Annotated in this window: 11 protein-coding genes; 7 read left to right on the forward strand and 4 right to left on the reverse strand. The window is 60.0% G+C overall.

Going from position 1 to position 15354, the window contains the following annotated elements; all coding sequences use genetic code 11:
- Positions 1–75 precede the first annotated feature (75 nt).
- The 4 genes from D906_RS02050 to D906_RS02065 all read right to left on the reverse strand — a co-directional run bounded on the left by D906_RS02050 (position 76) and on the right by D906_RS02065 (position 5413).
- On the reverse strand, positions 76–873 hold the full coding sequence (locus D906_RS02050) for a hypothetical protein (RefSeq protein ID WP_027615087.1): 798 nt from the start codon (positions 871–873) through the stop codon (positions 76–78).
- Between the two features lie 231 nt (positions 874–1104).
- Positions 1105–3654 (reverse strand): AAA family ATPase, encoded by a 2550-nt coding sequence (locus D906_RS02055; protein ID WP_050591000.1) that lies wholly within the window; start codon positions 3652–3654, stop codon positions 1105–1107.
- A gap of 525 nt (positions 3655–4179) precedes the next feature.
- Positions 4180–4626: a ribonuclease HI gene (gene rnhA, locus D906_RS02060; protein WP_016711609.1), complete on the reverse strand. Its 447-nt coding sequence runs from the start codon at positions 4624–4626 to the stop codon at positions 4180–4182.
- A 13-nt stretch (positions 4627–4639) separates the two neighbouring features.
- Positions 4640–5413, reverse strand: a complete 774-nt coding sequence (locus D906_RS02065) for a class I SAM-dependent methyltransferase (protein ID WP_019099387.1) — start codon at positions 5411–5413, stop codon at positions 4640–4642.
- Positions 5414–5498: 85 nt separating this feature from the next.
- On the opposite strand from D906_RS02065, the gene gloB reads away from it, so the two are divergent.
- From gloB to D906_RS02100, 7 genes are all read left to right on the forward strand, one after another.
- Positions 5499–6278: a hydroxyacylglutathione hydrolase gene (gene gloB / locus D906_RS02070; protein ID WP_019099386.1), complete on the forward strand. Its 780-nt coding sequence runs from the start codon at positions 5499–5501 to the stop codon at positions 6276–6278.
- A gap of 100 nt (positions 6279–6378) precedes the next feature.
- A complete protein-coding gene (locus D906_RS02075) occupies positions 6379–7809 on the forward strand; it encodes a lytic transglycosylase domain-containing protein (protein ID WP_025753345.1) in 1431 nt (476 codons plus the stop codon).
- A 122-nt stretch (positions 7810–7931) separates the two neighbouring features.
- A complete protein-coding gene (locus tag D906_RS02080) occupies positions 7932–9761 on the forward strand; it encodes an extracellular solute-binding protein (protein ID WP_201296070.1) in 1830 nt (609 codons plus the stop codon).
- A complete protein-coding gene (locus tag D906_RS02085; protein ID WP_016711614.1) occupies positions 9758–11593 on the forward strand; it encodes an extracellular solute-binding protein in 1836 nt (611 codons plus the stop codon). Before D906_RS02080 ends, D906_RS02085 begins: the two co-directional genes overlap by 4 nt.
- Before the next feature lies 1 nt (position 11594).
- Positions 11595–12668 (forward strand): microcin C ABC transporter permease YejB, encoded by a 1074-nt coding sequence (locus D906_RS02090; RefSeq protein ID WP_027608722.1) that lies wholly within the window; start codon positions 11595–11597, stop codon positions 12666–12668.
- A gap of 1 nt (position 12669) precedes the next feature.
- Positions 12670–13689 (forward strand): ABC transporter permease, encoded by a 1020-nt coding sequence (locus tag D906_RS02095; protein WP_027615088.1) that lies wholly within the window; start codon positions 12670–12672, stop codon positions 13687–13689.
- Between the two features lies 1 nt (position 13690).
- Positions 13691–15316 (forward strand): ABC transporter ATP-binding protein, encoded by a 1626-nt coding sequence (locus D906_RS02100; protein ID WP_027615089.1) that lies wholly within the window; start codon positions 13691–13693, stop codon positions 15314–15316.
- Positions 15317–15354 lie beyond the last annotated feature (38 nt).

Raw genomic sequence — 15354 nt, forward strand, 5'->3', positions numbered from 1 at the left:
GATTTACTGCCCTGCGCCCGGTTTTCTCGTTCCAGTCTCAGCAATGGCAGGAACCCATAGGCGCGCTGGCAACTGCTATGGGTTGTACGCACCCAGTGCATTCACCCGACCGACCTGGGCAGCATAATAGTCGAGCCATGTCGTGGAGCCGGCACTAAGAAACGCCCTAACGGTGTTCGGTTGTACCAATTTCAGATTGGGCATGCTCTTGAGCAGGCGCTTAGTCTCGTTGGCGGCTAGACCAGCTGGTACATCTGGAACATACATGAGCAAAAAGAATGCGAGTGGCCCGAACATGACAACGCGAAGCGTAAAGGTTTCATGGTGATCAGGGCCATAGGCTATTCGCATGAAGAAGGGATTTACTTGGCTTGCTCCATTGGCGAGATCCTGTAGCGCTTGGTACTCACCGCCCAGATCCTCAGTGGGGACAGGCGCCGCAAGTGTTGCCAGCACAGCAAAGTCGGTCTTTTTTGGTGACGGCGCGCCAGTGAGAATATATGGGATAAATCTCTTAAACAGGTGGCTATGCCCATGGTCGGTGCGGGTAGCATTGAAGGATATTTTCAGAAGCCAGCGTACTAGCCGGTCGTAATCGTAAGTTAGCTTGGCCGAGCGCTCAGTGTAATTTTGGGTAAGAAATCCATTGGTAACGAGAAACTCTTTCCCATACGCGTCGAGCTTGGACAAGACTCCGCCGTTACAAGTCTCACAGACGTCTTTCACCTGCTGTTCACCGCCCACCATTTTTTGGGCCACTTCGTTCCAGCCGATGACCTTGTCTTCCAAATCCTTGTGGAACCGATAAATGAAAGCTGGAATCACGTGTTCGCGGGTTGCTGCGGCATCCTGATTGCAATAGGCGCAAATCATAAACGACTCCTTCCGATCTATGGATCCAAATCGCCATCATCACTGAAGGCGACTGTCTGTACAAGCAGCTGCCGCTTTATCCCGTAGCAGAGAGCCGATGCTGAAAATCCCAGCTCTTGAGCAGTATTGGCGTGCGACGGCGAAGATCATGGACGACTGGGCAGGCGCTGATCCATTTACCTCTCCGGCCTGAACACCCAGCGCACAAGGCAGTACGCTGGGCTGATGAGGTCAGAACGGTATCGAATCTAAGTCCTGGTCATCGCCAAGTGTTCCGGGAGGTTCAGGCGTGCGGGGCGCGCCAGGTGCACTGACGGTGCTCGGGGCGCTAGGTGGGTCAGGGGGAAGAAGCCCCGGCTGAATCGCTTGGCGTTGAGCTGGCTTTGGCGGATCTACTTTTACAGGTGCTGCACCAGGTAATGGATCGACCCTGATCGGTTCCTCGGCTACCGGAATGTGGGCTGCAACCAAGGGCGCCTCTTCTCCCGTCACCTCTGTTTGAGATCCAGCGTCAGAATCGCCGTCAACGTCACCACCTTGTTCAGCTTCGGCATCGTCAGCGGTGAGATCCTTATAGTCCTCACCCATCATCATTTCGTAATGCGCCAGGTGATTGGCCGCTTTGAAAATCTTGAAGAAAATTTTCATGTAGCTGGCTGCCATCTTGTCGCCAATGGCCACGAACAAATCATCGGGGGAGTAGTGCGATCCGTCGTTGATCCAGCTGATCAAGGACTGGCACTGCACCTTCTCGTGACCGTGGAAACTTTCCAAGAGCTTATCGGTGTCGATGCCACCTAAGATCTTGAAGTAGTTCTCCAAAATCCTGCGCATGGTGTTTTGCAGCGTCAATGTAGGCAGAGGATTCTTACGCAACTCTCCCCACAAGAGCTGGTATGACGTTTTGACAGGGTTGTGCGCGTGACCCTCAATTTTCGTGTGATGATCCGGCTTGCGGACAACCCAGAACGTCTCGTCACCCCACGCCTTGGTGCCACGACGGAGCGGGCTGAAGGTAATTTCCTTGTGGAAATGAACGTTATGGGTCAGAACGAAAATCTGCCGAATAACATTGTTAGCCTGACGCACCTCAGTAAAAATCTGCTTGATCAAGCTGCTGACAATAAAGAGGACATCACTATCAAGGCTAGAGACAGGATCATCGATAACCACGATCCGCTCAGTTGTGACGCCAGATGTCGTAGTGCTGCCCTTTAGCAGATGGTAGAAATACAAGAAGGTAACGAAGGTCTTTTCACCTTCACTCAATGTCTTTCGCGCATCAGCTCCGTCTGACCTGAGGAGCTTATAAGAGTTTTCTCCAGGCGCAACCGCCAGCGAGAATCCTCGGAACCCGAAATCTCTGAGCAACTCATTAATAGCTTTTACGGTCGGTTGCACACTGGTGAGCGAAGCTTCGATCGTAGCGATATCAGAATTTGCTTGCAAAATATCGCCTTTGGCCTTCTCTAGCGTTCTAGTCAAGCCTTCGATGGCTTTATCAAGACGACCAGTATCAGCCGTGTAGTCTGAAAGCGTCTGCTTCAGCTCAGTTTCAAGCAGGTACTTCCATACTTCCGATGTCAGGTTGGATTGTTCAGCGTTGAAACCGGCGACAAGCCGATTATGCTCACTTATCTTTTTATTTGCATCTTCAATAAGCTTAGTGAGCTTTTCGCCCAGATCACTGAGCGACTCCAACTCAACCGCTAGACTTGGTGAAGATATCTTATTGGCTATTCGCTCAACATTAACCTTTATTAGCGCCTCAAGCGCCTTGACCTCTAGACCCAAGGCCTCCTTATCTAAATGCTGATAATCATTCTCCAGTAAATTCTGTGAGCGCACCACGAGGTCATTTGCTCTCAAAAAATAAAGCTCACTGAACTCCTTCAGCGCCTTTACATCCGCTTCAAACGTCTCATCGAAATACTGACTTAAATGTGCTTCGAAGTCATGTGAAACAGCCTGCTGACAGAAAGGGCAATGGTCATCACTGCGCTCCAAAAACTTTATACCTTGACGAACCCAATCACTATTACCTAACCGCTCAATGAGGGCAGCCACATCAACATCACCCTTACCAATTATCTTCTTTGCAAGAATCTTGTCGGACTGAAGAGCAATAAGCGATGTCAGGTCTATACTGGGCACAGCAACAAGGGCACTTGGCGCATCCCCATAGAGCACCCGCGCTTTCTCACTTAGCTCTTCCAGCTTCAGCAATGGTGCTTTATTGTTCAAGCTCTCCTGGAGCACTCTAGCCTTAAAGCTATCCCGGCTATTGCGAACCCCTTTAAACGCCCCCTGAAAGACTTCATCATGCTTAATTTTTTGATCCCAACAGCGGGAAACTAGTCTCGCATCCAGCTCTCGACGTTCCGCGTGCTTTCCACTTGTTCCATCTTCGCCATTGAGCTGGAGTAATGTTCTATCTCGCTGCTGCTCAAAGCGCTTACAGTCAACCTTGAGCTCCTCCAGTCGGTCTTTCTGGATCTGCTCCGTCTTGCCAAGAGTAAAAACACCCTTGAGGTTCTTGGAGTCGCTGTAATTGTCAGTAATAAAGTCGCTGTTATAGACCAAAGCAGGGACAGGGATATTGTTCTTCCAGCGCACCGTACAGTCCGCTGATATCCCAGGATCAGCAATCAGACGACTAATGGTTGTTTTACCCGCGCCGTTTGCTCCGTATATGACGTTAACCGCTTTTAGTTCGGTTAGGTTTTCCGGAGTATCAGGGCTGTAAGTTGCAATCTTTTTGAGACTGATAGACTCGATCATCTCTCTCGCGTCCATGAGAAGCAGCGATGCGTATGCCGCTGCTTGGCTGATGGGAAAGGGTTGGCAGACCCGTAACCGATCGCGTGCGTCCCTCGGGGCTTCTGTGGCCAGGGAGGGTTAAATGATGGCGATAGGCCCGCATCAGCGTAGGCGGATTTCGGAGATCCGCCAGGTGCAGCAGAGATGAATTGATTGCTGGGATGCCGGGTAGCTGCGAGGGGATCGACCTGGGCGCCGTGGGACAGGGCTGTGGCCGTCGACTGTGGGTGTCAGCCGGCCTCACGAGGAGATGTAAACCATAAGCCCTGGAAAGGGCCCAAGGTTTACATAGATTGAAGCATTAGGGGTGTAAACGGCCATGAAGGTCGCTGAGCGCCCCGGACTTCCTGGCCTTAAGAGGAGTACGGCTTCGTTTACACAGATCCGCTAAAAGTGGAGGAGAATGACGAACCGCTTATCTTGCTGCTGCTCCACGCGGGGCGCTCCAACTTGCATCAGTTACAAAGGCGGCAATTGTACCCCAGCTCAACGCTGGGCGCGCACTTCGTCCACGCCACGGTTGGCCAGCTGGTCGGCGCGTTCGTTGCCGGGGTGGCCGATGTGGCCGCGCACCCACTTCCAGGTCACTTTGTGGCGGTTGACCTGTTCATCCAGTTGCTGCCACAGGTCGGCATTCTTGACCGGCTCCTTGGCCGCCGTCTTCCAGCCGCGCTTCTTCCAGTTGACCATCCACTCGTTGATGCCCTTCATCACGTACTGCGAGTCTGTGGTCAATACCACTTCGCATTCACGCTTCAGCGCCATCAACCCCTGGATCGCGGCCATCAGCTCCATGCGGTTGTTGGTGGTTTCGCGTTCGCCGCCCCACAGTTCCTTCTCGACGCCCTTGTAGATCATCAGGACACCCCAGCCACCCGGGCCAGGGTTGCCCTTGCAGGCACCATCGGTAAACATCTCGACGCTTTCGCTCATGTACCACTCATGTTCAGTGCTTTTCAGTATCAGGGTCCACCGCCGTGCGGTTGACCTTGGCCAGCGGCAGCGGCAGCAACTTGCCCATTGGTTCGCGGCGCTCCGGCCGCAGCGGCCGCAGGCCGACCACCATCTTGCGCGCCACCAGCAGGTACACGCCGCCACCCGAGCTTTGCCAGCCACCTGCCAGCCGTTCCCAGCCCTCCAGGCGTTGCTGCCAGGCCGGTGAGGCAAGCGGCGGACGATAGCACCCGAAGCGGCGTTTCTCCAGCGCGAAGCCCAGCAGGTTGAGCCAGTCCCCCACCCGAGACGGCGAGATGCACCGGGCCTTGCGCAACGCCCCATGGCTGAAGAAATGGCGCATGCCCCAGCTGCTCCAGGGGTTGATCCCGACAATCAGAAGATGCCCGCCCGGGCGCACGGCGCTGGCGGCCTCGCGCAGCAGGCCATGGGGCGACAGGCAGAAATCCAGGCCATGTTGCAGCACCACCACGTCGGCAGCATGCTCGCTCAGCGGCCAGGCCTGTTCCTCGCACACAATCTCCACGCCCGGTAGCGGCGCGCCGAGGCGCACGTTGCGCTGCACCTGGGGCGCGCTCGGTGGCGGCTCGGCACAAGGCCCGTAATGCACAAGGTACCCGCCGAAGAAGCGCCCCAGCTCTTCTTCCAGCAGTTTTTCCTCCTCCTTGAGCATCAGCTGGCCGAGTGGGCCGTTGAACCACTCACGGGCCAGGCTGATCAGCTTGACCCAGTCCGGGTCGGCCTGGGCAAAGGCTTGGTCGGTCATTGCGCTCTCCCTCGAAGGTTCTCGCACCGCGCCATCGCGGCTAAGATGCCCTCATGTGCCACGCTAGGCGAATCGGATCCGCACCATGATACAGATCGATGCTCTCCCCGCTTTCTCCGACAACTACATCTGGTTGTTACAGGATACTGCCAAACGCCGCTGCGCGGTGGTCGACCCAGGTGACGCCGGTCCGGTGGAACGCTGGCTGGCGGCCAATCCCGAGTGGGTGCTCAGCGATATCCTGATTACCCACCACCACAACGACCATGTCGGCGGCGTGGAACGGCTCAAGCAACTGACCGATGCGCGTGTCTGCGGCCCGGCCCACGAACGCATTCCCTGCCGCGACCTGGCGCTGGACGAAGGCGATCAGGTGACTGTGCTGGGCGTGGCCTTCCAGGTGCTGGCCGTACCCGGCCACACCCTGGGGCATATCGCGTTCTTCAGCGACCAGCCGGCAACGCCCGTGCTGTTCAGCGGCGACACCCTGTTCGCCGCCGGATGCGGTCGCATGTTCGAGGGTACACCCGAACAGATGCAACCCGCCCTCGCCCGCCTGGCGGCGCTGCCGGCGCAAACAGAAGTGTACTGCGCCCACGAATACACCCTCAGCAATCTGCGTTTTGCCAAGGCGGTGGAACCCACCAACCCGCACGTTCTGAAGCGGTTCGAGGACGTTACCCGTTTGCGCGCCGACAATCGCATCACCTTGCCATCAACCATTGGCCTGGAACGCCTGACCAACCCCTTCCTGCGAACCTCTGAAACATTAGTTAAACAAAAAGCAGACGAATGGAAGGGACATCCAAACGACTCGCAGGTCACTGTTTTTGCTGCCTTGAGGTCTTGGAAGGACACCTTCTGATAACCGCAAGATATATCGCAAGTGATGGTCAAAGGTTGACCAGGCCCGGAGCGGTTTCTAGAATCGCCGAAATTTTTCGCCCGGATACCTGTGTCAGCCGATGTCTTCCCGTAGCCGCAGAACCTCTCATTCCGTCGCCCTGACGCGCCTGGCCCAAATCAGTGCGCTAGCCCTGGCCGCCACCTTGGTGGGCTGCCAGAGCACCCGTCAGCTCGACGAATCCGAAAGCGTTCGCGCGCACAACTACCAGGCGCGGATCAAGCACAAACCTTCACCGCTGCTGGTCAAACCGGCCGAGCAGGCACCGCAGGATGTCTGGGAGCGCATGCGCCAGGGCTTCGCCTTGCAGGATGGCATCGACGTCAACCCGCGTATCGAGCAACAGCGCCTGTGGTTCGCCAGCAACCCGAGCTTCATCGAAAGCGCCGGCGAGCGTGGCAGCCTCTACCTGCATTACATTGTCGAACGCCTTGAAGAGCGCGAGATGCCGCTGGAACTGGCCCTGCTGCCGGCCATCGAAAGCGCCTACAACCCGATGGCCTACTCGCGTGCCCACGCGGCGGGGATGTGGCAGTTCATCCCGTCAACCGGCCGCCACTTCAACCTGCGCCAGACCAACTTCTACGACGGTCGTCGCGACGTCACCGCTTCGACCAACGCAGCGCTGGACTACCTGTCCCGCCTGCACGACATGTTCAACGGTGACTGGCTGCTGGCCCTGGCAGCCTACAACGCCGGTGAAGGCACCGTCAGCCGCGCCATCGAACGCAACGAACGGCTCGGCCTGCCAACCGACTACTGGAACCTGCCCCTGCCACAGGAAACCCGCGACTACGTGCCCAAGCTGCTGGCCCTGTCGCAGGTGGTGCTCACCCCTGAAGCCTACGGCGTGAACCTGAACCCGATCGCCAACGAACCCTACTTCGAGGCGGTGGCCATCAACGACCGCCTGGACCTTTCGCGGGTGGCAGCCTTTGCCAACATCGACGAAGACGAGCTGATCCAGCTAAACCCGGCGTTCAAAAAGCGCATGACCGTAGATGGCCCGCAGCAGTTGCTGGTGCCGACCGCCAAGGCACAACTGCTGAGCGACAGCCTGTCCAACCTCAAGCCCGAGCAATTGGTCAGCCTGCAGCCGAACAAAGCCGTATTCGCCCGTGCCGTGGCCGAAGCCAAGGCACCGGTTGCAGCGCGTAGCTACCGGGTCAAGCGCGGTGACAATCTGGTCGCCATCGCCAAGGCCAACCGTGTGTCGGTCAAGGACATCAAGCGCTGGAACCGCCTCTCCGGTAACAACCTGCGCGCAGGCCAGGTACTGGCCTTGCGCGGTGGCAACGCACCGAGCGCCGCTGGCAACCGGGTGGCGGCATCCGGGAAGCGCTCCACGCAATACAAGGTACGCAAGGGCGACTCGCTGTACCTGGTGGCCAAGCGCTTCAACGTGGAAATGCAGCACCTCAAGCGCTGGAACCCGCGCAGCGGCCATGCCCTCAAGCCAGGCCAGACTTTGACCGTCTACCTCTCGCACTGATTCAGGGCCAAGGGGCTGCCTTGCAGTCCCTTGCAATCCTCTGAACCGCACTCTTTTTCCAACCCTACCAAGCTGTTACTGTACCCCGATCAAAGCCCAACGCCTCTGGATCGGATGCCGACTTGATACGTCCCCTCCTGCTGTCACTCAGCCTGGCCTTGAGCTTTCCCGCAGCCGCGATGGTGAGCGAAAGCCACGGATACGCGCAGTTCGGCACGCTCAAGTACCCAGCCACCTTCACCCATTTCGACTGGGTCAACCCGCAAGCGCCCAAGGGCGGCACCTTGCGGGCCATGGCCTTTGGTACGTTCGATACCCTCAACCCCTACACCTTCAAGGGGTCGAGCCCGATTACCACGCCCAATTTCCAGCAATACGGCATCAGCGAGCTGAACGAGCCACTGATGGTCGGCACCGGCCAGTACGACCCGTCCGGCGACGAGCCGACCTCCAGCTACGGCCTGATCGCCCGGTCGGTGGAGTACAGCGAAGACCGCAGCTGGGTGGTGTTCAACCTGCGCCCGGAAGCCCGCTGGCATGACGGCCAGCCGATCACCTCGGCAGACGTGGCCTTTTCCTACCGCACCCTGCTCAAGGACGGCCACCCGATCTACCGCACCAACCTGCAGGAAGTGCAACGGGTGGACATCCTCGGCCCGCTGCGTATCCGCTTCGTGTTCAAGCGCGCCGGCAACCCGCTGCTGATCCTGCGCCTGGGCGAAATGCCGGTGCTGCCCAAGCACTACTGGCAGAAGCGCGATTTCAAGGCCACCACCTTCGAGCCACCGCTCGGCAGCGGCCCCTACCGCATCACTGAAGTTCAGCCCGGCCGCCGGCTGGTGTTCGAACGGGTGAAGAACTACTGGGGCAAGGACCTGGCAGTCAACCGTGGCAAGTACAACTTCAAGCGCGTGGAGTACGAGTTCTACCGCGACGCCACCGTAGCCTTCGAAGCCTTCAAGGCCGGCGAATTCGACATCTATATCGAGCACCAGGCCAAGAACTGGGCCAACGGCTACAATTTCCCGGCCGTGCGCCGTGGCGAGGTCATCAAGGCCCAGATCCCGCACCAGATCCCCACGCAAACCCAGGGCCTGTTCATGAACAGCCGCCGCGCCACCTTCAGCGACCCGCGGGTACGCCAGGCGCTGGGGCTGATGCTCGACTTCGAGTGGACCAACCGCGCCCTGTTCAGCAGCGCCTACCGCCGCTCGACCAGCTATTACCCCAACAGCGAGTTCGCCGCCAGCGGCCTGCCCACCGGCAAGGAATGGCTGCTGCTGGCGCCGTTCCGCGACCAGTTGCCGGCAAAGCTGTTCAGCGAACCCTACAAGGTCAGCCAGACCGATGGCCGCGGCATCAGCCGCCAGACCCTGCGCCAGGCCCTGGGCCTGCTTGCCGAGGCCGGCTGGAAGCTCAATGGCCAGCGCCTGGTCGACAGCAAGGGCCAGCAGCTGCGTATGGAACTGCTGCTGGTAAACCCCAACCTTGAACGCATTCTGCAACCTTATGTCGAAAATCTGTCCAGCATCGGCATCGATGCGCGCTTGCGCACCGTGGACCGTGCCCAGTACAAACAACGCCTGGACCAGTTCGATTTCGACATGATTCTGATGACCCTGAACCAGACCCTTAGCCCCGGCCTCGAACAGTGGCTGTACTTCCATTCCAGCCAGGCCGCCACCAAGGGCAGCAAGAACTATGCTGGGGTCAGGGATCCGGTGGTCGACCACCTGCTCGACACCCTGCTGGCAGCGCGTACCCGCGACGACCAGATCGCCGCCGCCCGCGCCCTGGACCGCGTGCTTTCATGGCAGTACTACATGATCCCCAACTGGTACCTCGACAATCATCGCCTGGCCTACCGCAACCGGTTCGCCTTCGTCACCACGCCGCCCTACACCCTGGGGCTGAACAGCTGGTGGATCAAGACTTCGGAGAAAGCCCAATGACGCCAACGCACCCACTGCGCCGGCTGGCAGGCAGCCTGTTGCTCGCCTGCCTGAGCCTTCCCGCCCTGGCCGCACCGCAACACGCACTCACCCTGTACGACGAGCCGCCCAAGTACCCCGCCGACTTCAAGCACTTCGACTACGTCAACCCGGATGCGCCCAAGGGCGGTACCTTCCGCCAGTCCAGCTTCGGCGGCTTCGACAGCCTCAACCCGTTCATCAACAAAGGCGTATCGGCCGAGAACATCAGCATCATCTACGACACCCTGATGCGCCAGAGCCAGGACGAGCCGTTCACCGAGTACGGCCTGGTGGCCGCCAGGATCGAGAAGGCACCTGACAACAGCTGGGTGCGCTTCTACTTGCGCCCGGAGGCGCGCTTCCACGACGGCCACCCGATGCGTGCCGAAGACGTGGTATTCACCTTCAACGCGTTGATCAAGGACGGTGCGCCGCTGTACCGCCAGTACTATGCCGACGTCGCCGAGGTGGTCGCCGAAGACCCGCTCAAGGTGCTGTTCACGTTCAAGCACAAGGGTAACCGCGAGCTGCCGCTGATTCTCGGCCAGCTGCCAGTGCTGCCCAAGCATTGGTACGAAAACCGCGACTTCAACCGCGGCAACCTGGAAATCCCGCTGGGCAGCGGCCCGTACAAGGTCGCCGAGGTGAAGGCCGGGCGCTCGGTGCGCTACGAGCGGGTCAAGGATTACTGGGGCAAGGACCTGCCGATCAACCGCGGGTTCTATAACTTCGATGCCATGACCTTCGACTCCTACCGCGACACCACCGTCGCGCTGGAAGCACTCAAGGCCGGCGCGTTCGACTACGCGCTGGAGGTCAGTGCAAAAAACTGGGCCACCGCCTACAACGTACCCGCCGTGCGCGACGGCCGCCTGATCAAGGAAGAGCTGCCCAACGGCAACCCCACCGGCATGCAAGGTTTCATTTTCAACATCCGCCGCCCGGTGTTCCAGGACATACGCGTGCGCCAGGCCCTGAGCCTGCTGCTGGACTACGAGTGGACCAACAAACAGCTGTTCAACGGCGCCTACACCCGCACCGGCAGCTACTTCGACAACTCGGAAATGGCCGCCCACGGCCTGCCCAGCGCCAGCGAGCTGAAAATCCTCGAACCGCTGCGTGGCAAAGTCCCCGAACAGGTCTTCACCGAGGCCTTCAAGAACCCGGTCAGCGATGGCAGCGGCATGATCCGCGAGCAACAGCGCCAGGCCTACAAGCTGTTGCAGGAAGCCGGCTGGAAGATTGTCGACGACAAGATGGTCGACGCTCAGGGTAAACCGGTCAGCATCGAGTTCCTGCTGGCACAAACCGAGTTCGAACGCATCCTGCTGCCGTTCAAGCGTAACCTTGCCGACCTCGGCATCGACCTGAACATCCGCCGGGTCGACGTTTCCCAGTACATCACGCGCCTGCGCTCGCGTGACTACGACATGATCGTCGGCGGCTACCCGCAGTCCAACTCGCCGGGCAACGAGCAGCGCGAGTTCTGGTCCAGCGCCGCCGCCGACAACCCCGGCAGCCGCAACTTCATCGGCCTGCGCGACCCGGCTATCGACCAACTGGTGGAAGCGCTGATCAACGCCGACTCGCGCCAGAGCCTGGTCGACCACTGCCGCGCCCTCGACCGGGTGCTGCTGTGGGGCTACTACGTGATCCCCAACTGGCACATCAAGACCTGGCGCGTGGCCTACTGGAACCACATCGGCCACCCGGATGTTTCGCCCAAGTACGACATCGGCATCGACACCTGGTGGATCAAGCCCGGGGTAACCCCGGCGGTCAGCGAAGCCCCTGCGGACGAGGCCAACTAAGATGCTGGCCTATATCCTGCGCCGCCTGCTGCTGATCATCCCGACCCTGTTCGGCATCCTGATCATCAACTTCATCATCGTCCAGGCCGCCCCCGGTGGCCCGGTCGAGCAGATGATCGCCAAGCTCGAAGGTTTCGAAGGCGCCACCAGCCGCATTGCCGGTGGCGGCGCCGAGGTCTCCGTGGCCGGCTCCAACTACCGTGGCGCCCAAGGCCTGGACCCGGCGCTGATCGCCGAAATCGAGCGCATGTACGGCTTCGACAAGTCGCCGCCCGAGCGCCTGTGGATCATGATCAAGAACTACGCCCGACTGGACTTCGGCGACAGCTTCTTCCGCGATGCCAAGGTCGTCGACCTGATTATCGAGAAAATGCCAGTGTCGATCTCGCTGGGGCTGTGGAGCACGCTGATCATGTACCTGATCTCGATCCCGCTGGGGATCGCCAAGGCGGTGCGCCACGGCAGCCACTTCGACGTGTGGACCAGCTCGGCAATCATCGTCGGCTATGCCATCCCGGCGTTCCTGTTCGCCATCCTGCTGATCGTGCTGTTCGCCGGCGGCAGCTATTTCGACTGGTTCCCGCTGCGCGGCCTCACCTCCAACAATTTCGACGAGCTGAGCACCACGGGTAAAGTGCTGGACTACTTCTGGCACCTGGTGCTGCCGATCACCGCGCTGGTCATCGGCAATTTCGCCACCATGACCCTGCTGACCAAGAACAGCTTCCTCGACGAGATCAACAAACAATACGTGGTCACCGCCAAGGCCAAAGGCCTGAGCCGGCCACGGGTGCTGTATGGCCACGTGTTCCGCAATGCCATGCTGTTGGTGATCGCCGGCTTCCCTTCGGCGTTCATCGGCATCTTCTTTACCGGCTCGTTGCTGATCGAGGTGATCTTCAGCCTCGACGGCCTGGGGCTTATGAGTTTCGAGGCGGCCATCAACCGCGACTACCCGGTGGTCTTCGGCACCCTGTTCATCTTCACCCTGCTGGGGCTGGTGGTGAAACTGATCGGCGACCTGACCTACACCCTGGTCGATCCACGCATCGACTTCGCCAGCCGGGAGCACTGACATGGCCTTGTCCCCCCTCAACCGCCGGCGCTTCGAGCGCTTCAAGGCCAACCGCCGTGGCTGGTGGTCGCTGTGGCTGTTCCTGATCCTGTTCGGCCTGAGCCTGGGCGCCGAGCTGATCGCCAACGACAAGCCAATTGCCGTGCGCTACGACGGCGAGTGGTACTTCCCGGCGTTCAAGCGCTACCCGGAAACCACCTTCGGCGGCGAGTTCCCGCTGGAAGCCAACTACAAGAGCCCCTACATCCGCGAACTGCTGGAAAAGAAAGACAGCTTCGTGCTGTGGGCACCCATCACGTTCAGCTACCAGAGCATCAACTACGACCTGCGCGTTCCCGCCCCGGCACCGCCCTCGGCGGACAACTGGCTGGGCACCGACGACCAGGGCCGCGACGTACTGGCGCGGGTGATCTACGGCTTCCGCATTTCGGTGCTGTTTGCCCTCACCCTGACCGTGGCCAGCTCCATCGTCGGCGTCATTGCCGGCGCTTTGCAGGGCTTTTATGGCGGCTGGGTCGACCTGGCCGGGCAACGTTTTCTGGAGATCTGGTCCGGCCTGCCTGTGCTGTACCTGCTGATCATCCTGGCGAGCTTCGTGCAGCCCAACTTCTGGTGGTTGTTGGGCATCATGCTGCTGTTCTCGTGGATGAGCCTGGTGGACGTGGTACGCGCCGAGTTCCTGCGCGGGCGCAACCTGGAATACGTGCGCGCCGCCCGCGCGTTAGGCATGCGCAACGGCGCGATCATGTACCGGCACATCCTGCCCAACGCCATGATCTCGACCATGACCTTCATGCCGTTCATCCTCACCGGCGCCATCGGCACCCTCACCGCCCTGGACTTCCTCGGCTTCGGCCTGCCTGCCGGTTCACCATCGCTGGGCGAACTGGTGGCCCAGGGCAAGTCCAACCTGCAGGCGCCGTGGCTGGGCATCAGCGCCTTTGCCGTGCTGGCGCTGATGCTGAGCCTGCTGGTGTTCATCGGCGAATCCGCCCGCGATGCCTTCGACCCGAGGAAGTGACATGAGTGAACAGAACCTGATCGAAGTGCGCGACCTGGCCGTTGAGTTTGTGACCGGGGACCAGGTCAACCGCGTGGTCGACGGCATCAGCTTCGACATCCGCAAGGGCGAGACCTTGGCACTGGTGGGCGAAAGTGGCTCGGGCAAGTCCGTCACCGCGCACTCGATCCTGCGCCTGCTGCCCTACCCCCTGGCCCGCCACCCCAACGGCAGCATCCGCTACGAAGGCAAAGACCTGCTGCAGCAGAACGAGAAGACCCTGCAACGCATTCGCGGCAACCGCATTGCGATGATCTTCCAGGAGCCGATGACCTCGCTCAACCCGCTGCACTGCATCGAGAAGCAAATCAACGAAATCCTGTTGCTGCACAAGGGCCTGACCGGCAAGGAAGCGACGGCACGCACGTTGGAGCTGCTGGAACTGGTCGGCATACCCGAACCGCAAAAGCGTTTGAAGGCCCTGCCCCACGAGCTGTCGGGCGGGCAACGCCAGCGGGTGATGATTGCCATGGCGCTGGCCAACGAGCCGGAGTTGCTGATTGCCGACGAACCGACCACGGCGCTGGACGTGACTGTGCAGTTGAAGATCCTCGACCTGCTCAAGGAACTGCAGGCGCGCCTGGGCATGGCACTGCTGCTGATCAGCCACGACCTGAACCTGGTGCGCCGCATCGCCCACCGCGTGTGCGTGATGCAGCGCGGGCAGATTGTCGAACAAGCCGAATGCGCCACGCTGTTCAGTTCCCCGCAGCACCATTACACGCAGATGCTGATCAACGCCGAGCCCAGCGGGCTGCCGGCGCACAACCCGGTGGGCGCGCCGTTGCTTGAGGTGGATGACCTGAAGGTGTGGTTCCCGATCAAGAAGGGGCTACTGCGGCGCACCGTTGACCATGTGAAGGCGGTGGACGGCGTCAACTTCAGCCTGCCTCAAGGACAGACGCTAGGCATTGTTGGCGAGTCCGGGTCGGGCAAGTCGACGCTCGGCTTGGCGATCCTGCGGTTGATTTCCAGCCAGGGTGGCATTCACTTCCATGGGCAGAATTTGCAAGGGCTGAACCAGAAGGCCGTGCGGCCTCTGCGCCGGGAAATGCAGGTGGTGTTCCAGGACCCGTTCGGTAGCCTGAGCCCGCGCATGTGCGTGGCGGACATTGTGGGCGAAGGGTTGCGCATTCACGGCATTGGTACGGTGCAGGAGCAGGAAGCGGCGATCATTGCAGCGCTGGAGGAAGTGGGGCTGGACCCGCGTACACGGCATCGCTATCCCCATGAGTTTTCGGGTGGGCAGCGCCAGCGCATAGCCATTGCCCGTGCATTGGTGTTGAAGCCCGCGCTGATCCTGCTGGATGAGCCCACCTCCGCGCTGGACCGCACCGTGCAGCGGCAGGTGGTGGAGTTGCTGCGTAATTTGCAGCAGAAGTACAACCTGACCTACCTGTTCATCAGCCATGACCTGGCGGTGGTGAAGGCGCTGAGTCACCAGTTGATGGTGATCAAGCATGGGCATGTGGTGGAGCAAGGGGATGCGCAGGCGATTTTCCATGCGCCGCAGCATCCGTATACGCGGCAGTTGCTGGAGGCGGCGTTTCTTGAGGTGGATGATGCCGAACCGGGCATGATGCGCTAAAGATCAAAGTATGGGCGGTTGCTGCAACTGCCCATACG

Source organism: Pseudomonas sp. LAIL14HWK12:I1, assembly GCF_003202095.1.
Classification (GTDB): domain Bacteria; phylum Pseudomonadota; class Gammaproteobacteria; order Pseudomonadales; family Pseudomonadaceae; genus Aquipseudomonas; species Aquipseudomonas monteilii.